Genomic DNA, 18,985 nt, shown 5'->3' with positions numbered 1-18,985 from the left:
GGAGCGGCGTTCTGCCAAAAGCCGGGCGTGGAGGACAGGGGTTTTTGGGAGCAGGGCCAGGTAGCGGATTAAGATCTGCTCCTGGGAGGCCGCCATCCATTTCCCCTCCCTTTCGAGGATGCCTCTGCGAAAACCATTCTCGTCTCCCCGGCGGAGGTCGGGTCCGCCGAGCCGCTTAGCTTACGCGTTTACTATTGCAGCCAGGTGGATGCTGAAACAAGTTCAGCATGACGAAAGAGATTTCCATTTCGCGCCTTTCGTAGAGGCATCCTTGCGAAGGGGGGCAAGGGGTGGGTTCAGCGAAGGCGAGGCTCGATGCCTCGGCTTTGCTTGGCTGGCGTTGGGGCTCGCTTCGCTCGCACCCACCCCCGGCCCCTCCCTGGAAGGGAGGGGAGGACGGCGCCATGGAGCGACACCCCTTCGTCTGGTCGTCATGCCGGGTCTGATCCGGCATCCGTTTATGGATACTGGCTTTCGTCAGGATGGCGGGTGTGGAACGATGCGGCGCGTGAACTTATCCGAGCGGGGCGCCGTAGAGGTCGTGTTCGTCGGCGTCCTCGATCTCGACCGCGACGATGTCGCCCTGCGTCAGATGGCCCGCATCGCGCAGGAACACCGAGCCGTCGATTTCGGGCGCATCGGCCTGTGACCGCCCGGTCGCGCCGTCGCCGCCGACTTCGTCGATGATGACGTCGAGCGTGCGGCCGATCTTCGCCTGGAGTTTGGCCGCCGAAATCGTCGCGGTCTTCTCCATCAGGCGGGCGTAGCGTTCTTCCTTAATCTCCTCGGGCACCGCGCCGGGCAGGTCGTTGGCGGCGGCGCCCTCCACGGGTTCGAAACGGAACGCGCCGACGCGGTCGAGCTGCGCTTCGTCGAGCCAGTCCATCAGATAGTCGAAATCCGATTCCGTCTCGCCGGGAAAGCCGACGACGAAGGTCGAGCGGATGGCGAGATCGGGGCAGATTGCGCGCCAGCCCTTGATGCGTTCGAGCACCCTGGCCTCGTTGGCCGGGCGCTTCATCGCCCTCAGCACGCTGCGGCTGGCATGCTGGAACGGGATATCGAGATAGGGGGTGATCAGCCCCTCGGCCATCAGCGGGATGACCTGATCGACATGGGGATAGGGATAGACGTAATGCAGCCGTACCCACGGCGCGATGCGGCCGAGTTCGCGGGCGAGATCGGTCATGTGCGGCACGACCTCGCGGCCGTGCCATGCGCGCGGCTGCTTGCGGATGTCGATGCCATAGGCCGAGGTGTCCTGGCTGATGACCAGCAATTCCTTCGTGCCCGCTTCGACCAGCTTTTCCGCCTCGCGCAGGATCGCATCGGGGCGGCGGCTGACGAGATCTCCACGAAGCGCCGGGATGATGCAGAAGGCACAGCGGTGGTTGCAGCCCTCCGAAATCTTCAGATAGCTGTAATGGCGCGGGGTGAGCTTCAGCCCGCTGTCGGGCACGAGGTTCAGATAGGCGCTGGGCGGCATCGGCGCGGCGGTATGGACGGCGCCGACGACCTCCTCATACTGATGCGCGCCGGTGATGGCGAGAACGTCGGGGAAGCGCGAGCGGATCGTTTCGGCTTCCTTGCCCATGCAGCCGGTAACGACGACGCGGCCGTTCTCGGCGATGGCCTCGCCGATCGCCTCGAGGCTTTCTTCCTTGGCGCTGTCGAGAAAGCCACAGGTGTTGACGAGGACGACGTCCGCGCCGGCATAATCGCCCGAAAGCTGATAGCCGTCGCTGCGCAGCTTGGTGAGGATGCGTTCGGAGTCGACCAGATTCTTGGGACAGCCGAGCGACACCATGCCCACCTTGGGCGGTTCAGGAAGTTTGGTTGCCATGATTGGCGCGCGACATAGCGATTTCTGCGGAAAAATCCAGCGGGAGAGCGCCGGCGCGCTATGACGAGCGCGACGGCACGGCCGCCGTCTCCGCTCGCGTCAGGCCTGCCTCGTGATCTGCGAAGCCGACGCGGGGGACGCGTCTCAGGCGGGTTCCAGCTTCTTTTCGCCGCCGAGATAGGGGCGCAGCACCTCCGGCACCGCAACCGCGCCATCAGCCTGTTGATAGTTTTCGATCACCGCGACCAAGGTGCGCCCGACCGCCAGACCCGAGCCATTGAGCGTATGAACGAAGCGCGTCGCCTTTTCGCCTTCCGCGCGGAAGCGGGCATTCATCCGCCGCGCCTGGAAATCGGTGCAGGTCGAGATGCTGGAAATCTCGCGGTAGCGGTTCTGGCCGGGCAACCACACCTCAAGGTCGTAGGTCCGCGCGGCGGTGAATCCCATGTCGCCGGTGCATAGCTTCATGCGCCGGAAGGGCAGGTCCAGCGCGGTCAGGACCGCCTCGGCGCACCCGGTCATGCGCTCATGTTCGTCTTCGGAAGCCTCCGGCGCGACGATGGCGACCATTTCCACCTTTTCGAACTGGTGCTGGCGGATATAACCGCGGGTGTCGCGACCGGCCGCACCTGCTTCCGAGCGGAAGCACGGCGTCAGCGCGGCAAAGCGTAGCGGTAACGTCTCCGCCGCCAGGATACGCTCGCGAACGATGTTGGTCAGGCTCACCTCCGCGGTGGGAATCAACCATCGTCCGTCCGTCGTGCGAAAAAGGTCATCGGCGAATTTCGGCAACTGACCGGTGCCGAACACTGCTTCGTCGCGCACCAGGAGCGGCGGCACGATCTCCTCGAAGCCGTGGGTTTCGGTCAGCGTGTCCAGCATGAACTGACCGAGCGCGCGGTGAAGGCGCGCTGCCGGGCCGCGGACGAGCGTGAAGCGGGCGCCCGACATTGCTGCGCCCGTCTCGAAATCGAGGCCCAGAGGCGGACCGAGGACATCGTGCTCCTTCGGGGCGAAGTCGCGTTCGGCGATGACGCCGTGTTCCGCGACCAGTGCGTTGTCGGTTTCGTCATCACCGTCCGGGACGTCCGGATAGGGCAGGTTCGGAACGGTCGCCAGCGCCTGCTCCAGCGCCGCGCTCGCTTCGCGCTCCTCCGCTTCCAGCGCCGGCATCCGTTCCTTCAGGGCGCCGACTTCGCGCATCAGCGCCTGCGCGGCTTCCTCGTCCTTCTTCGCCTTGGCCGCACCGATCGCCTTCGACGCTTCGTTCCGGCGGGATTGCGCCGCCTGAAGTTCCGTCACCACTGCGCGGCGGGCTTCGTCGAGCGCGATCAGCCGGTCGGCGCAAGCGGCGAAACCGCGGCGGGCGAGCGCGGCGTCGAAATCGGACGGATGGTCCCGGATCAGGCGGATATCGTGCATGGCGAGAGGCTATGGCGAGCGTTGCCGCTCGGCGCAACCCGGCACTGTGCCGCGCGTTGGTCGCCCACCTGACAAGCAATCAACAAGGAGAAACTTCATGCAGGTTCCGCACGATGCCATGGTCGTCGTCGCCGACGGGCGAAAGATGTTGTTCCTGAGGAACGAGGGCGATGCGGAATATCCCAATCTGGTCGTCGAACGCGTGCGCGAACAGGAGAATCCGCCCGATCGGGAGCAATCGACCGATGGACCGGGCACGACCTTTTCCAGCCAGAGCAATGGCCGCAGTTCCTACCAGGAAACCGACTTCCATCAACTGGAGGAAGACCGGTTTGCGGTCGAGACCGCGGATCTGTTGAAGAAGCGCGCGCTTCGCAACGAATTCGATTCGCTGATCGTCGTCGCGCCGCCGCGCACCCTCGGCGAGCTTCGCAAGCACTATCACAAAGAGGTGAGCGAAAGGCTGGTGGGAGAGATCGACAAGGACCTCACCGGACATCCCGTGATCGAAATCGAAAAGACCCTTACGGCTGCCGACTGATTGGCCGGCGAAGGGAAGAAAAACGGGGCCGCCGGCCAGTGCGGGCGGCCCTTTTTCGTCTTTTGCCGTATCAACCGGTCTTTCTTCGCCGCTTCATTCGACTCCGGGCGACCAGTGTTGCGGCCGCACCGCCGAAAAGCAGTATCATCGGCGGGGCGGGGACCGGGGTTGGCGTGCCGCTGCTCGAACTGCCTCCCGGCGGGTGATGGTGATGGCCGCTGGAACTCCAGCCGCTGCTGGTGCTCCAGCCGCCCGAGCTGCTCGAAGAGGAACTGCTCGAGGTCGAACTGCTGGACGACGTGGACGAGGACGACGAGACATCACCGCTGGAGCTGGAAGATGTCGACGAGGATACGTCGCCGGAGCTGCTGGACGATGTCGAGGAGGAGACATCACCGCTCGACGAGGATGACACGTTGCCGCTCGAAGTCGATGAAGACGAGGTGCTGCCGCTGGAAAACCCGCCGGTGCTGCTCGAGGTCGATGTGGAGCCCCCGCTCGAGCTGGACGTCGATGAAATAACGATCCCGCCGCTGCCGCCCGAAGAACCGCCGAAAAACCCGCCCGCGAAAAAGCCGCCGAAACCACCGCCGAAGCCGCCGCTGCCGCCGACGACCACCGGGGTGCCACCGCCGGTACTGGAAATGACCGGCATCTCGCCGCTGGAGCTGTATTCCGGCGGGGCGGGCGGGGGAAGCGGGATCGGAGCGCCCTGACTGGTGACGGTGACGACCGTGGGCTGGCACGCGGTCTCGACTTTCTCCACGCGGCGGTGCGCCTTGCGCGTCTTGGTCGCGGAACGCTGCGCGACGTGGCGCTTGTGCAGCTTCGTGACCGCCACGCGCTTCGGCGCCTGGTCGATCATGTGGACCGCGCCACCGCCGACGATCGCGCCACCGCATGCGCAGGCACAGAGTTTTGCAAGAGCCATTCGAACAGACATGTCGCTTCACCTTGAGCTTGTGGCCAAGACTGCGTCGATCGAAAATCGGCCGCCGAATTGATCGCCTTTGCCCAACAAGGATAAAGAACCGTTGACGTTCAAGTGCGTTAACCATGCCAATGCCGTATTACTTTGTCCGGTGCAGGGTTTTCTCGGACGCCTTATGGTTAACGTGCAATATCGGGACAGAATCCGGCGCGAATTGGTGGTGCGCATCAGGTCGCCGCACAACGAACCAGGCCCGATTACCTGATCGCTGCCTATAATCCATCAATTCAATAGGCATTTCTGTAGGATTTCTGCTGATTCGCCTGCTTGTAGGATGTGCGGGTTGCTCCTATAGGGCGCCGGGAAAAGGGGCGGTTCGCATCGCTTCGGCGGGAGCGAATCCAGCAACGGAGAGCGGGGATGGCGACCGTTTTGATTATGGATGACGAGACTTCGAAACGCGGGCTCGACGCCGCGAACGACGGTGAACTCGCCGGATACCGGCCCGAACCGGGCGAAGAGTTCATGAATCCGCGCCAGCAGGATTATTTCCGGCGCAAGCTGAACCTCTGGAAGGATGCCATTTACCGGGAAGCGAACGAGACGCTTTCCCACCTTCAGTCCGAACCGTTGCGCGAAGCGGATCTGACCGATCGGGCGACGAGCGAGACCGATTGGTCGATCGAATTGCGCACCCGGGATCGTCAGCGCAAACTTATCGCGAAGATCGATGCCGCGCTGCGCCGTATCGACGAAGGCGAATACGGCTATTGCGAGGTAACCGGTGAGCCGATCTCGCTGGCGCGGCTGGAAGCCAGGCCCATCGCGACCATGACGGTCGAAGCCCAGGAGCGGCACGAGCGTAACGAAAAGATCTCGCGCGAGGACTGAAGCACGGCCCGGCGGTGGTGGCGCAGCAACGGCTGGAGTTTGTTTCCGGAGATACCGGGTCCGCGGTCGGCGCCGGCTTAACGCTTTCGAGACGGATTGCTGCTCTATTCGCTCGAACGCGCAACCTTGTACAAGCATCTGGCCGATGGAACGCTATTCCGACGAACATCTTACGGCTGAACATGGCGTCGAAACTACGCAGCGGTCCGAATCGCGCGACAGCCTGTTCCTGACCGCCCGGTTTCGGTACTCGGCAACCGTTGAACCGGTGCGCGTGCGGATTCGAAACCTGTCTTCCGGCGGACTGATGGTCGAATATGGCGGCAATATCGCCATCGGCAGCCCGGTGGAGGTCGAGGTGCGCGGCATCGGCTGGGTGGCCGGCCATGTAGCGTGGTGCGCCGAGCAGCGCGTCGGAGTCGCTTTCGATCAGGAGGTGGACCCCAAACGCGCGCGCCGCCCGGTCGGCACCGGCGCGAAGAACCCGCGCCGGGGCCCCGGACCGAAGCTATGATGTTGTCCGGATCGGCGAACGGCGGCTGCCGCTAGGACCGATCGACATTCAGTCCTGACGGCCGCGCAAATGGCGGCCTTGCAAGCTTCCGGTGCTCACGACCCTTTGGGTCGCTGCGCTCCGGGGCACGCAAAACCACCATTTTCGGCTCGTCATCTTCTGAATGTCGACCGATCCTAGGCCTCCATCTGTTCCTTCACCCGCAACTTTCGGCGCTTGAGTTCCGCCAGCAGGAACTGATCGGGATGCGGGCGGTGCGATTCGGCGTCGATCCGGCGATCCAGGCTGTGGTGCTTGGCTTTCAGCGACGAGAGATGTGCGGTTTGCATGGAGCGATACTCCCTTCGTGCTTTTCGAGGGCGGGAAGTAAACCACGAAAGCGTTCGCTTGTCGCGCGCCCTGAATGGTGCAATCGATATTCCGTGCATAAATCAGCGCCGAGCGGATCGGGCCGGGCAGCGGGATGACGAGCATGTCGGATCAGTTGCGTCAGCACCTTCACGAGCTGCAAACCGCGCACCGCGATCTGGACCTCGCGATCGACGCGCTGTTTGCGAAACCCGCGCCGGACCAGCTTCGCATCGCCCGACTGAAGCGCCAGAAGTTGCGGGTGAAAGACGAGATCGCGGACCTGGAAGACCAGTTGACCCCCGACATCATCGCGTAACCGGCCCATGCGCCATAACGGGACGGACCCAATTTCGCGGTTCCCGTGCGCGCGCGCTTCTGGCATTCAGATGCGATGACGATGTCGCAGCATCCCGCCGTTCACAAGCGACTGGTCGATTCGCTTTATACCGAGGCGATGCTCCTAGCCGACGAGGCGCGGGGCTATTTCGATATGCTCGGGCGAAACGAGCGCGACTGCCTGGATGCCATGACGCGCGTCGCCTTTTCCTGCGAGTCGCTGAAGGTGACCACGCGCCTGATGCACGTGATTGCCTGGCTGCTGACCCAGCGCGCGGTCGAATGCGGAGAGATTGCACGGCGAGAGGCGCTCGATCCGTCGCGCCGCCTCGGCGATGCGCCGGAAACCGACGAAGCGGTCATCGCCCGGATGCCGGAAAAGGCGCGCGAATTGATTCATGCCAGCATCGAACTCTATCGCCGGGTATTGCGGCTGGACCGTTCGCAAGCGAATGACAGCGCACCGGAAAGCCCGGCCCGCACGATGATGGCGCGGCTTTCGCGCAGCTTCTAGGATTTCTGCGGCGCCACGCGTTGCAGGGCGGCATGATATTCCGCCTCCAGGCGATCCACCCGATGCGCCGCGGGCTCGACATCGTGCACCGATCCGATGCCCTGACCCGAACCCCAAATGTCGCGCCAGGCCTTCGCCTTGCTGTTCCCGCCCGAACCGAAATTCATCCTGCCGGGGCCGCTTTCCGGCAGAGCGTCCGGATCGAGCCCTGCCGCTTCGATGGATTGGCGCAGATAATTGCCGTGTATGCCGGTGAACAGATTGGTGTAGACGATGTCGGACGCTCGGGCGGCGACGATCGCGTCCTTATAGGCAGCACCGGCATTGGCTTCCTTCGTGGCGATGAAGGGCGAGCCTATATAAGCGAGGTCGGCGCCCATGGCGCGCGCCGCCAGGATCGCGCCACCGGTGGCGATCGCCCCTGACAATATCACAGGCCCGTCGAACCACTGGCGCGTTTCCGCCACGAAAGCGAAGGGGTTGAGCTGGCCGGCATGTCCACCGGCGCCGGCGCATACCAGGATCAGCCCGTCCGCACCTTTTTCCACGGCCTTGTGCGCAAAGCGGTCGTTGATGACGTCATGCAGCGTGATGCCGCCCCAGCCGTGGACCGCGTGATTGACGTCCTCTCTGGCGCCGAGCGACGTGATGACGATCGGCACCTGCCATTTCGCACATGTCGCGAGATCGGCCTCCAGCCGGTCGTTGGACTTGTGCACGATCTGATTGACCGCGAACGGGGCCGCTGGGCGCTCGGGATGGTCCCGGTTCCAGGCCGCCAGTTCCTCGGTGATGCGGTGCAGCCATTCGTCCAGTTCGCTTTGCGGCCTGGCGTTCAACGCCGGAAAAGACCCGACGATACCCGCTTTGCATTGGGCGATGACCAGATCCGGCACCGAAATGATGAACAACGGTGCTCCGATGACGGGCAGGCGCAGGCGGTCGAAAAGGGCGGGGAGGGCCATCAGGGTTTCCTAGCGCAACCGATCGCCCTGTCCAGCACGCTACGGAAATGCCGCCCCGGCCGGATCGCGATCAATCACAGGGCTATGCGCCGGGTTCATCGATTCGCGTGAGGCCGTGGGCATAGTTGCGGCTGCGATCCGCATAATGGCTCGCGGACAGTTTCAGCATGGCGATCGCCTGCTCGTCCAGCGCCCGGACCGAGCGCGCCGGGCTGCCGAGGATCAGGCTGCCGGGGTCGAAGGTCTTGCCTTCCGTCACGAGCGCGCCGGCACCCACCATGCAGTCCGCTGGAAGAACGGCGTTGTTCAGCACGATCGCGCCCATGCCGACGAGGACGCAGTCCTTCAGCACGCATCCGTGCAGGACCGCGTGGTGCCCGACCGTGCAGTCGGCGCCGATCGAAAGCGGGGCGCCGGGGTCGGAATGCAGCATCGCGCCTTCCTGGATATTGCTGCGTTCGCCAATGTCGATTCGGGTATTGTCACCACGAACCACCGCGCCGAACCAGATGCTTGCCCCTTCGGCGATGACCACGTCGCCGACGACATCGGCGCTCGGTGCGATCCAGGCGCCCGGCGCGACCTGCGGGCATTTGCCGTCGATTTCGTACAGCGGCATCGGCCGGGACCCTTCACGAAGTGGATGACGCCGCCGATGCTACCGGCTTTGCCTTCCGGGAAAAAGGCCGGGTCCGGTGCCTCCGCCGACGGCACGCCGGCGAGGCGATCTGGTCGAGCCGCTCTCAACGGAGCCGGTAACGCAGCCGCGTGAGAAAACCGGCGTCTGAACCAGCCGTGCAGCCTCTATTGCGATTCGATCGCAAAGCTATTGCGAGTGATTAGCGATTGCGTTACCGGTGCGGGCGGATTGCACGAGCGGAACCGAACGCACTTCCGAGACAAAGCGCCGATGATTCCGGCTAAAAAGGGGGATTGAATGACATCGAAGATTTCGCTGCTGCTGGGTGCGGCCATGATCGCGCACACCGCGCCGCTTTCGGCGCAGACGCGCGAAGAGGCGACAGCGCCCGACCATGCGGACAAGCGAAACGGAGAGCAGGATCGGTCCGCGCAACGCTCGTCCGATGAGATCCTGGTTACCGGTCGATATACCGTGCCCGAACGGATCGATACCGCGACCGGCCTCGGCCTGACCGTCCGGGAAACGCCGCAGTCGGTCAGTGTCATCACCGAACAGCGCATCATTGACCAGAATCTGGATTCCGTCGCCGATGTCATCCGCAATGCCGTTGGCGTTTCGATGAACGAGATCGACGACGTGCGGAATACGTTCAGTTCGCGCGGATTCGACATCCAGAACTATCAGGTCGACGGCGTGCCGCTTTCCTGGACCCTGGCCGGCGGGGCGGGGGAGACGATCGCCGATGTCTCGATCTATCAGCGCATCGAGATCGTGCGCGGCGCGACCGGGCTGCTGACGGGGGCGGGAGATCCGTCGGCTTCGGTGAACCTGGTGCGCAAACATGCCGATAGCGTCGGCTGGCAGGGTTATGCCAATGCCAGCGTCGGCAGTTGGGACAATTGGCAGCTTACCGCCGATGTCGGCGGCGCCCTGACCGCGAACGGCGATGTCCGCGCCCGCGCGGTCGCTCGCTACGGGGAAGGCGACAGCTATATCGACCTCTACCATAACAAGAAGCTCGTTCTGTACGGCGTCGTCGATGCCGACATCACCCCGGACACGCTGTTGCGCGTGGGCGCCAGCCACCAGACCGGGAAACCGACGGCGCCGGCCTGGGGCGCGCTTCCTTCCTTTTACAGCGACGGCAGCTTCGCCGTCTGGCCGCGCTCCAAAACGGCATCCGCGGACTGGGCCTTCTGGGACACCACCAACGAGAACATCTTCGCCACCGTGCAGCATTCGTTCGGCAACGGCTGGAACCTGACATTCGATTACAACTGGCTGCGCAATGCGCAGACAAGCGAGATTCTGTATCTGTCGGGCCTGGTCGATCCCGATACCGGGCGGATCCAGTCGACCTATCCCTATTCCGATGATGGCGAGAGCATCCAGAACAGCTTCGATCTGAAGCTGAACGGAACGGTGGGCCTGTTCGGCCGGCAGCACGAATTCGTGCTGGGCGCGCTCCACAGCGTCATGAACCGGGAAAACACCACCTATGCCGCGCTCAGCCTTCCCGATCCCGGTGATTACATCCATTGGGACGGAAGCGAATATCCTTATCCCGGATTTTCGGACGAGGGGAGCCTGGAGGTCGATGAGCGCACGGAGCAAACCGGTTATTATGGTGCGTTCCGCCTGAATGTGAGCGATCGGCTGAAAGTGATCGGCGGCGGCCGCCTTTCGAGCTGGGAACTGTCGGGATTCAATTTCGGCGATCCGCGCGAATATGGCGATGACGGCGTCTTCATTCCCTATGCCGGCGTGCTGTACGATCTCACCGCGCATCATCGGCTGTACGCCAGCTATACCGAGATTTTCGAGCCACAGAACGCGCGCGATCGCAACGGTGACTATCTGGCGCCGATCCGCGGCAAGGCCTATGAAATCGGTCTGAAGAGCGCGTTCTTCAACGATGCGCTGCAAACGTCCGTCGCCTTGTTCCGTATCGAGCAGGACAATCTGGCCCAGCCTGACATCGGCCATTTCATTCCCGGCGTGAATCCGCCGGCCCAGGCCTCCTATGCCGCCGAAGGCGCCACCAGCCAGGGTTTCGAGGTCGAGGTTACAGGACGACCGGCACCCGACTGGAACATCAATGCCGGCATCAGCCATTTCGAAATCGACGACGCCGATGACGCGCCGGTCAATACCGACTATCCACGGACCCTGTTCAAGCTGTTCACCACATACCGCCTGCCCGCTTCGCTTCACCGGCTGGTTCTGGGCGGCGGCGTGACCTATCGCAGCAAGGCCTATTCCGAAGGTTCGAACCCTACCACCGGCACCCCGTTCCGTTTCCAGCAGGACGGCTATGCCCTGGTCAATCTGATGGCGCGTTACGACCTGACGCCGGCGATCCAGCTACAGGCCAATGTGCAGAACCTGTTCGACGTGACCTATTACAGCCAGATCGGGTTCTACAGCCAGTATCGCTACGGAGCGCCGCGCAATTTCACCATCAGCGCCGCCTACCGGTTCTGAGGCGCCGTCCCGAGGATCGGACGGGAGACGGGACGCCCCCGTCAGCCTTCGGGCTTTGCCATCTTCGTATGCTGCTTCGCGAGCATGCTGTCGGGCGTCAGGTGCGACATCGCCGCCTGGACCTTGTTCTTTGCGCCGGAGACGACATGCGCCGAGCCCTGCATCAGCGCTTCCCATCCGGTTTCGGCCGTCTTGGCGGGATTTTCCTTGCTGTCGTCCTTGCCGACGGGGGTGTCGAGCATGCCGGCGCGGCGGAAGAACGGCGTGTCGGTCGGCCCCGGCATCAGCACCGTGACCTGCACCCCGGTATCGGCCAGTTCCTCGCGAAGCGCATAGGCGAAACTGTCGAGATAGGCCTTGGTGCCGTTATAAACCGCCTGATAGCTGCCCGGAATCAGGCCGGCGATCGATCCCGTGATGAGGATGCGCCCTTCACCGCGCGCGACCATCTTTTGCGCGATTTTCTGGAGCAGATAGGTCGTGCCCGTCACGTTGGTGTCGATGACCCGGCGCCACGAAGCGGGGTCCTGCTCGACAAAGGCGTGGCCGAGCCCGCGCCCGGCATTCGCGATGAGGATGTCTACGGGCCGGTCGCCGATCGCGGCAAGCAGGCGGTCATTGCCCTCGAAGGTCGCGAGATCGGCGTTTACCGCCTCCACCGCGACATTCCGTCCGCTCAGCGAATCCGCCGCGACGTCGATCTCGGCCTCGTCTGCGGCGAGCACGAGGTCGTAGCCCTCGCGCGCTGCGATGCCCGCGAATTCGCGCCCGATACCGGTGGACGCGCCGGTAATGACGGCAAGCTTGTTGGCCATGATCAGTTCTCCATACCGGGTCTGAGGACAACTTTGGTGTATTCGTCCTGGTGGTTCTTGAAATTCGCATATCCCGACGCGGCGCTTTCCAGCGGGAGGTGGTGGGAGATGAGAAATGTGGTGTCGATCTTGCCCGCACTGATCATGTCGAGAAGCTTTTGGCCGTATTTCTGGACATGGGTCTGGCCGGTCCGGACCGTGAGCCCCTTTTCCATGAGCGCGCCCAAGGGGAATTTGTCGGTCATCCCGCCATAAACGCCGGGAATGGAAAGGCGGCCGGCCTTGCGGACCGACAGGATCGCCTGCTTGAGGGCGGACGCCCGGTCCGCACCGACGCCGACCCTCTGCTTGGCGATATCGAGCATGTTGTCGACGGCGAAACCGTGCGCCTCCATGCCGACCGCGTCGATCACCGCATCGGGACCGACGCCGCCGGACATCGCCATCAGCGCCTCGCGCACATCGGTTTCATGGAAGTTGATCACATCCGCGCCAAGGCCCTTGGCGAGTTCCAGCCTGTGCGGATAATGGTCGATGACGATGACGCGCGCCGCCCCCATGATGAGCGCGCTTTGCGCTGCGAACAGGCCGACCGGACCCGCTCCCCAGACAGCGACGGTGTCACCGCCCGATATTTCCGCATTCTCGGCCGCCATCCACCCGGTCGGGAGGATGTCGGACAGGAACAGCACGCGATCGTCGTCAAGCGCATCGTCCTCGATCACGATCGGACCGACATCGCTGAACGGAACGCGTACATACTGGGCCTGCCCACCGGGATAACCGCCGGTCAGGTGCGAATAGCCGAACAGGCCGCCCATCGGCGTTCCGTAGAGCGTTTCCGACATTTCCTGCTTTTCGACCGGATTGGAATTGTCGCAGGTGCTGAACTGCTGACGCTCGCAGAAATAGCAGCTCCCGCACGAGATGGTGAACGGCACCACCACCCGCTGCCCCTTGCGCAGCGGGGATTTCGGTCCGGTTTCGACCACCCGGCCCATGAATTCGTGGCCGAGAATATCGCCCGGCAAGACCGCCGGAATTACGCCGTCGTAAAGGTGAAGGTCGGACCCGCAGATCGCGGTCGACGTGACTTCGATGACGGCATCGCGCGGATTTACGATCTCGGGATCGGGAACGCTGTCGACGCGAACGTCCTTCTTTCCGTGATAGCAGAGCGCTCTCATCAGGTCGTCTCCTTTGCATCGCGCCGGTTGTGCGAGGTCGCGATCTCGCCGGTTTCCATCAGCATCCGGAACCGTCTGAGATCACGCCGGGCCTGGATCGCCGGTTCGCGCTGAAAAATCTTCGCGACCGCTTTTCCGGTCTTTCCGAGTGGCGGCTTGTAGGCGACAGTCAGCGACACCTGGGTTCCGCCACCGGGCGCATCATGGAATGCGACCCTGCCTTCGGTGTCGATGTCGGAGCTTTCCACCGATCGCCAGGCGATCAGCGCACCGTCGCGCTCCTCGGCAATTTCGGTATCGACGGAAACGGTTTTCCCGCCCGGCGCCTTTATCGTCCAGCGCCATCCGTCGCCGCGCCGCTCGACAGTTTCGAGATTTTCCATGAAGTCGGGAAGCTTTTCAAAGTCGCGCCAGCGCCTGAACAATTCATCGCGAGGCGGTTTCGTGATCGTCACGGTCGCGCCCGTGACGTCATAGTTTCCGAAACGGCTGGTGCGCGCGGTGCGGCCCGGCGCATCATCATGCGCACCCCGTTTCGTACCCGATCGGGCGAGCAGTACACCGCCTAGAGCCGTAAGCCCGCCGACAAAAACACCGGCGACAAGCACCGCTGGACGTCTCATTCGCTGTCTCCTCTCTTGGGGGCACAGCGCTCGACCTGGCCACTCGTTCCGTGTTTTCCCCGAAATGCCGGCGAAAAACGGTCCGTGCGCAAAAATCAGGGCTAAATACTGATTTAAATCAGTTTTACTCCCGGTCGTCGGGTAGATGGTTCGTTCGAGAAGGCGCTTCGATCTCACCCTTCGCTCGAAATCCGTCCTTGCGAGGAACGCGGGTGGCCACATGCGGGTTTGAGCGGCTGAGGGGATGATATGCGCCTGAGCCTGGAAGATCATGCCTGGTGGGAACGCGGCGTCATTTACCAGATCTATCCCCGGTCGTTTCAGGACAGCGACGGCGACGGAATCGGCGATCTACGCGGGATCGAGCGGCGGCTCGATTATATAGCCGCGCTAGGCGTGGATGCGATCTGGCTGTCGCCGATCTTTCCTTCGCCCATGGCCGATTTCGGATATGACATCACCGACCATTGCGACGTGGCGCCGGTTTTCGGCGACCTCGCGGCCTTTGACCGCCTGCTCTGTGCGGCCCATGCCAGGGGGCTGAAGCTGCTGCTCGACTTCGTGCCCAACCACAGTTCGGATCGGCATCCCTGGTTTATCGAAAGCCGCAAGTCGCGCGCCAGTCCGAAACGCGACTGGTACATCTGGCGCGATCCCGCCCCGGACGGCGGACCGCCCAATAACTGGACCAGCGACATGGGCGGTTCGGCCTGGGAATTCGACGCCGCGACCGGCCAATATTACCTTCATGCCTTTTTGAAGGAGCAGCCCGACCTCAACTGGCGCAATCCGGACGTGCGATCCGCGATGATCGACGTGCTGCGGTTCTGGCTGGATCGCGGGGTCGACGGCTTTCGCATCGACGTATTGTGGCACATGGTGAAGGCCGAGGGGCTGCCCGACAATCCGGTGAACCCCCATTACCGGCCGGACATGGGCGAGAAATACAAGGTGCTGCAGCACCATTCGACCAATCAGCCGGACGTTCACGAGATCGCCGCCGAATTCCGCAGCCTTGCCGACAGCTATGGCGAGCGTCTGCTGGTCGGCGAGATTTTCCTGCCGCTCGACGCGCTGATGGAATATTACGGCACGCCGGATGCGCCCGGCGTGCACCTGCCATTCAATTTCCAGCTTCTGGACGCTTCGTGGGATGCCGCCAGTCTGGCCCCGACCATCGCCGCCTATGAAGCCGCGCTGCCGCCCGGTTGCTGGCCCAATTGGGTCATGGGCAGTCACGACGCGCCGCGTATCGCCGATCGGCTGGGCGCGGATCAGGCCCGGGTCGCGGCGATGCTGCTGCTGACGCTGCGCGGCACGCCGACGCTCTATCAGGGGGACGAGCTTGGCATCGGCCGCGTGGCAATCCCGCCCGACCGCGTCCGCGACCCGCAGGACCTGCGCCAGCCCGGACTGGGCCTGGGCCGGGATCGGGCGCGCACGCCGATGGCATGGGACGGATCGCCCCATGCCGGATTCAGCGATTTCGAGCCGTGGTTGCCACTCCACGAGGACTGGACGGTGCGCAACGTGGCGAACCAGGCAGGGGACCCGAATTCGATGCTGTCGCTGTACCGCACATTGCTCGCCCTGCGGCGCGCCAGCCCGGCGCTGAGGATCGGCGAATATGCCGCATTGCCGGCCGATTCCGGCACCTTGTGCTATCAACGAAGACATGGTGACGAGCGGTTGCTGATCGCGCTCAACCTGACGGGCGAGCCGCGTCGCCTCATTCTGCCGGACGACAGCGGCGCGGCCGAGTTGCTGGTGTCGACGCTTCCGGATGCCACGCTCGGCGACGCGCTGGCCCCGAACGAAGGGCTGCTGCTCCGCCTGGGTGGTGCACGATGAGCATGCGGATCGCGATGCTCGCCCCGATCGCATGGCGTACACCGCCGCGCCATTACGGCCCGTGGGAACTGGTCACGAGCCTCCTGACCGAAGCACTGGTCGCACGCGGAATCGATGTGACGTTGTTCGCGACCCGCGACAGCATCACCAGCGCCGCGCTCGACGGCGTGGTGCCCGCACCCTATGCCGAAGATCCTGCCATCGACGCCAAGGTCTGGGAGTTTCGGCACCTGGCGCACCTGTTCCGCCAGGCGGAGCGGTTCGACCTGATCCACAACCAGGCCGATTTTCCCGCCCATGCCTTCGCCGATCTGGTCGAGACGCCCATGGTGACCACGATCCACGGCTTTTCTTCGGATCGCATCCTGCCGATGTACCGGCCATATCAGCACCGCGTGCATTACGTCGCGATCAGCGATGCGGACCGCCATCCCGATCTTTCCTATGCGGCGACGATCCACCATGGCATCGCGCTCGACGCGTTCGCGTTCGATGCGCAGGGCAGCGAAGACCTGCTGTTCTTCGGCCGCATCCACCCCGACAAGGGCGTGGCGGAGGCGATCGCCGCCGCGCGCGCCTGCGGTCGCCGGCTGGACCTCTACGGGATCGTTCAGGACCGGGAATATTATGACAGCATCGTCGCGCCGGCCCTCGACGGCGTGACGGTCCGGTATCACGGACCGGTCGGTGGCGCCCGGCGCGTGGAGGCACTCGGGGCGGCACGCGCCTTGTTGCATCTGATAAATTTCGAGGAGCCCTTCGGCTTGTCGGTCATCGAGGCGATGGCCTGTGGCACACCGGTCATCGCCACGCGGCGCGGATCAATGCCCGAACTGATCGAACACGGTGTCACCGGCTTCCTGGTCGATCGGCCCGACCAGGTGCCCGAAGCGATCGAGCGCGCCGGGGATCTGGATCGCCTCGCCATTCGCCGCGCGGTCGAAGCCCGGTTCGGCGTCGATCGAATGGCCGACGACTATATCGCGCTTTACCGCCGGATCCTCGGGCGCGCGGAGTAGTGCCTGGCACGTTCGGGGCGGCGGCGGCGACAAAATGTTCGGCACTTGTTCTCATGGAACATCTGGTGTACGAATCCTCCCGCGTTGAAGAACGGACGCGAATGATCTAGCGACGGGAGCTTCATTCATGGCGGCAAATCTGAAGGTCATCGACAGCGATATGGCAGCATCCAACGACAAGGCGACGGGCGACAGGCAGAAGGCGCTCGACGCGGCACTGGCGCAGATCGACAGGGCCTTCGGAAAAGGTTCGGCGATGAAGCTGGGCCAGAAGGAGACGATGCAGGTCGAGGCCATCTCGACCGGTAGTCTCGGCCTCGACATTGCGTTGGGGGTCGGCGGGTTGCCGCGCGGTCGCGTGATCGAGATCTACGGCCCCGAAAGTTCCGGCAAGACGACGCTGGCGCTGCACGTGATTGCCGAGGCGCAGAAAGTGGGGGGCACCGCAGCCTTCGTCGATGCCGAACACGCACTCGACCCCGTATATGCCCGCAAGCTCGGCGTCGATATTGACGAATTGATCGTGTCGCAGCCCGATACCGGCGAGCAGGCGCTGGAGATCACCGATACGCTGGTCCGATCGAACGCCATCGACGTGCTGGTCGTCGATTCGGTGGCGGCGCTGACCCCGCGCGCGGAGATCGAGGGGGAAATGGGCGACAGCCATGTCGGCCTGCAGGCGCGCCTGATGTCGCAGTCGCTGCGCAAGCTGACCGGCTCGATCAGCCGCTCGCGCTGCATGGTGATCTTCATCAATCAGCTTCGCATGAAGATCGGCGTGATGTACGGCAACCCGGAAACGACGACGGGCGGCAACGCGCTGAAATTCTATGCCAGCGTTCGGCTCGACATCCGCCGGACGGGCGCGATCAAGGATCGCGACGAGGTGATCGGCAACTCGACCCGGGTGAAGGTGGTGAAGAACAAGGTCGCACCACCGTTCAAGCAGATCGAGTTCGACATCATGTACGGCCAGGGTATCTCCAAGATCGGCGAAGTGCTCGACCTGGGCGTGAAGGCCGGGCTGGTCGAGAAGGCCGGGGCATGGTTTTCCTATGACAGCGTCCGGATCGGTCAGGGGCGGGAGAATGCCAAGACCTTCCTCAAGGAAAATCCCGAAATGCTCGAAAAACTGGAACGGGCGATTCGCGGCAGGACGGAGGAGGTGTCCGAGGAGATGATGGCCGGGCCCGACGCCGACGCCTGACCGACTTCGGGTTGCCGCCCCCGCATCCCGGACGGCGGGGCGGGTCGTCCATGAAAATATCCCGTCACGGGACCTGTGCCGTCGCGGCGCCTGGTTTCCGTGACGGCGCAGTATCCGGCATTCCGCGATTCTGCCGAGGCGACAGAGTGGCTTTGCACGGCGCACGGCAAGGCGGTATCGCTTCGCCACCGGATTTCTGGCGGAGTTTCGGCCGATGTCGCTTGTCGTTCACCATCTCGAAAATTCACGCTCGCAACGCATTCTCTGGCTATTGGAGGAACTCCGCCTCGACTATCGCGTGAAGCGCTACGAGCGCGATTCCGGAACGATGCTGGCGCCGCCCGAACTGCGGCGGGTTCATCCGCTCGGCAAAGCGCCGCTGCTGGAGGATGACGGCACCGTCATCGCCGAAACCGGCGCCATCGTCGAATATCTGGTCGAGAAAGCGGATGGGAAGCTCGGACCGCCGCCGCACCGCCGCTCGATGCTGCAATATCGCCATTTCCTGCATTATGCCGAGGGCTCGCTGATGCCGCCGCTGTTCACGAAGCTCGTGCTCAGCCGGGTGCCGCTACTCGGCAAAACCGCGCAGAAACGCTTTCAACCGATGATCGACGTTCATCTCGATTATGTCGAAGCCGAGCTTTCCGACCGGCCCTGGTTCGCCGGCGATCGGTTCACCGCAGCCGATGTGATGATGAGCTTTCCGCTGGAGGCAGCGCGGGCGCGCGCCGGGCTGAACGAGAGCCGCCCGGCAACGCTTCGGTGGCTCGACACCATTCATCAGAGGCCCGGATATCAGGCAGCACTCGCCAAAGGCGGTCCCTATGCCTATGCCTGAGCGCCAA

The 18,985-nt window shown here is 63.7% G+C and carries 20 protein-coding genes; 12 read left to right on the top strand and 8 right to left on the bottom strand.

The window, feature by feature from the left end:
* Positions 1-514: 514 nt before the first annotated feature.
* Together rimO and serS are read right to left on the bottom strand one after the other, a co-directional pair.
* Positions 515-1,843, bottom strand: coding sequence for a 30S ribosomal protein S12 methylthiotransferase RimO (rimO, locus tag RPR59_RS08835; protein WP_313913168.1), 1,329 nt, complete (start codon positions 1,841-1,843; stop codon positions 515-517).
* 144 nt (positions 1,844-1,987) lie between these two features.
* Positions 1,988-3,265 (bottom strand): serine--tRNA ligase, encoded by a 1,278-nt coding sequence (serS, locus tag RPR59_RS08830; RefSeq protein ID WP_313913165.1) that lies wholly within the window; start codon positions 3,263-3,265, stop codon positions 1,988-1,990.
* A gap of 97 nt (positions 3,266-3,362) precedes the next feature.
* On the opposite strand from serS, the gene RPR59_RS08825 reads away from it, so the two are divergent.
* From RPR59_RS08825 to RPR59_RS08805, 5 genes are all read left to right on the top strand, one after another.
* Positions 3,363-3,806, top strand: coding sequence for a host attachment family protein (locus RPR59_RS08825; RefSeq protein WP_313913163.1), 444 nt, complete (start codon positions 3,363-3,365; stop codon positions 3,804-3,806).
* Between the two features lie 239 nt (positions 3,807-4,045).
* Complete coding sequence (locus tag RPR59_RS08820) at positions 4,046-4,522, top strand: hypothetical protein (protein WP_313913160.1); 477 nt, start codon at positions 4,046-4,048, stop codon at positions 4,520-4,522.
* Positions 4,523-4,525: 3 nt separating this feature from the next.
* Positions 4,526-4,810: a hypothetical protein gene (locus RPR59_RS08815; protein WP_313913159.1), complete on the top strand. Its 285-nt coding sequence runs from the start codon at positions 4,526-4,528 to the stop codon at positions 4,808-4,810.
* A 347-nt stretch (positions 4,811-5,157) separates the two neighbouring features.
* Positions 5,158-5,628, top strand: coding sequence for an RNA polymerase-binding protein DksA (gene dksA, locus RPR59_RS08810; RefSeq protein ID WP_313913157.1), 471 nt, complete (start codon positions 5,158-5,160; stop codon positions 5,626-5,628).
* Positions 5,629-5,773: 145 nt separating this feature from the next.
* On the top strand, positions 5,774-6,142 hold the full coding sequence (locus RPR59_RS08805) for a PilZ domain-containing protein (protein WP_313913155.1): 369 nt from the start codon (positions 5,774-5,776) through the stop codon (positions 6,140-6,142).
* A gap of 176 nt (positions 6,143-6,318) precedes the next feature.
* Here the strand turns inward: RPR59_RS08805 and RPR59_RS08800 are convergent, their stop codons facing one another.
* Complete coding sequence (locus RPR59_RS08800; protein WP_313913153.1) at positions 6,319-6,471, bottom strand: YdcH family protein; 153 nt, start codon at positions 6,469-6,471, stop codon at positions 6,319-6,321.
* Positions 6,472-6,605: 134 nt separating this feature from the next.
* Here RPR59_RS08800 and RPR59_RS08795 point away from each other — a divergent pair, with 134 nt between their 5' ends.
* Together RPR59_RS08795 and RPR59_RS08790 are read left to right on the top strand one after the other, a co-directional pair.
* Positions 6,606-6,809 (top strand): YdcH family protein, encoded by a 204-nt coding sequence (locus RPR59_RS08795; RefSeq protein WP_432280254.1) that lies wholly within the window; start codon positions 6,606-6,608, stop codon positions 6,807-6,809.
* Between the two features lie 75 nt (positions 6,810-6,884).
* Entirely contained in the window at positions 6,885-7,343 is a 459-nt protein-coding gene (locus RPR59_RS08790; protein ID WP_432280253.1) for a DUF1465 family protein, read from the top strand.
* Here the strand turns inward: RPR59_RS08790 and RPR59_RS08785 are convergent.
* Together RPR59_RS08785 and RPR59_RS08780 are read right to left on the bottom strand one after the other, a co-directional pair.
* Positions 7,340-8,308, bottom strand: coding sequence for an NAD(P)H-dependent flavin oxidoreductase (locus RPR59_RS08785; protein ID WP_313913150.1), 969 nt, complete (start codon positions 8,306-8,308; stop codon positions 7,340-7,342). The two genes, RPR59_RS08790 and RPR59_RS08785, sit on opposite strands and share 4 nt — an antisense overlap.
* A gap of 82 nt (positions 8,309-8,390) precedes the next feature.
* Entirely contained in the window at positions 8,391-8,927 is a 537-nt protein-coding gene (locus RPR59_RS08780) for a gamma carbonic anhydrase family protein (RefSeq protein ID WP_313913147.1), read from the bottom strand.
* Positions 8,928-9,245: 318 nt separating this feature from the next.
* On the opposite strand from RPR59_RS08780, the gene RPR59_RS08775 reads away from it, so the two are divergent.
* Positions 9,246-11,435, top strand: a complete 2,190-nt coding sequence (locus RPR59_RS08775; protein ID WP_313913145.1) for a TonB-dependent siderophore receptor — start codon at positions 9,246-9,248, stop codon at positions 11,433-11,435.
* A 41-nt stretch (positions 11,436-11,476) separates the two neighbouring features.
* Here RPR59_RS08775 and RPR59_RS08770 read toward each other — a convergent pair whose 3' ends face one another.
* The 3 genes from RPR59_RS08770 to RPR59_RS08760 are packed head-to-tail and all read right to left on the bottom strand — an operon-like array spanning position 11,477 to position 14,237.
* Positions 11,477-12,250, bottom strand: a complete 774-nt coding sequence (locus RPR59_RS08770) for an SDR family NAD(P)-dependent oxidoreductase (protein WP_313913144.1) — start codon at positions 12,248-12,250, stop codon at positions 11,477-11,479.
* 2 nt (positions 12,251-12,252) lie between these two features.
* Positions 12,253-13,437, bottom strand: a complete 1,185-nt coding sequence (locus RPR59_RS08765) for a zinc-dependent alcohol dehydrogenase (RefSeq protein WP_313913142.1) — start codon at positions 13,435-13,437, stop codon at positions 12,253-12,255.
* On the bottom strand, positions 13,437-14,237 hold the full coding sequence (locus RPR59_RS08760; RefSeq protein ID WP_313913140.1) for an SRPBCC family protein: 801 nt from the start codon (positions 14,235-14,237) through the stop codon (positions 13,437-13,439). The genes RPR59_RS08765 and RPR59_RS08760 overlap by 1 nt, the downstream gene beginning before the upstream one ends.
* A 72-nt stretch (positions 14,238-14,309) precedes the next feature.
* Here RPR59_RS08760 and RPR59_RS08755 point away from each other — a divergent pair, with 72 nt between their 5' ends.
* The 4 genes from RPR59_RS08755 to RPR59_RS08740 all read left to right on the top strand — a co-directional run bounded on the left by RPR59_RS08755 (position 14,310) and on the right by RPR59_RS08740 (position 18,978).
* The gene (locus RPR59_RS08755; RefSeq protein ID WP_313913138.1) at positions 14,310-15,911 is read left to right on the top strand and encodes an alpha-amylase family glycosyl hydrolase; all 1,602 of its coding nucleotides are present in this window, start codon (positions 14,310-14,312) and stop codon (positions 15,909-15,911) included.
* A gap of 2 nt (positions 15,912-15,913) precedes the next feature.
* Positions 15,914-16,930 (top strand): glycosyltransferase family 4 protein, encoded by a 1,017-nt coding sequence (locus RPR59_RS08750; protein ID WP_313918429.1) that lies wholly within the window; start codon positions 15,914-15,916, stop codon positions 16,928-16,930.
* Positions 16,931-17,057: 127 nt separating this feature from the next.
* Complete coding sequence (gene recA / locus RPR59_RS08745; RefSeq protein ID WP_313913136.1) at positions 17,058-18,137, top strand: recombinase RecA; 1,080 nt, start codon at positions 17,058-17,060, stop codon at positions 18,135-18,137.
* Positions 18,138-18,351: 214 nt separating this feature from the next.
* Positions 18,352-18,978 carry a glutathione S-transferase family protein gene (locus RPR59_RS08740; RefSeq protein ID WP_313913134.1) on the top strand — a complete coding sequence of 209 codons (627 nt, stop codon included), beginning with the start codon at positions 18,352-18,354 and terminating at the stop codon, positions 18,976-18,978.
* The last annotated feature ends 7 nt before the right edge of the window (positions 18,979-18,985 follow it).

The organism is Stakelama saccharophila (assembly GCF_032229225.1).
Lineage (GTDB): Bacteria > Pseudomonadota > Alphaproteobacteria > Sphingomonadales > Sphingomonadaceae > Sphingomonas > Sphingomonas saccharophila.
Note: the sequence above shows the minus strand (reverse complement) of the source record. Positions and strands in the feature narration are given on the sequence as shown.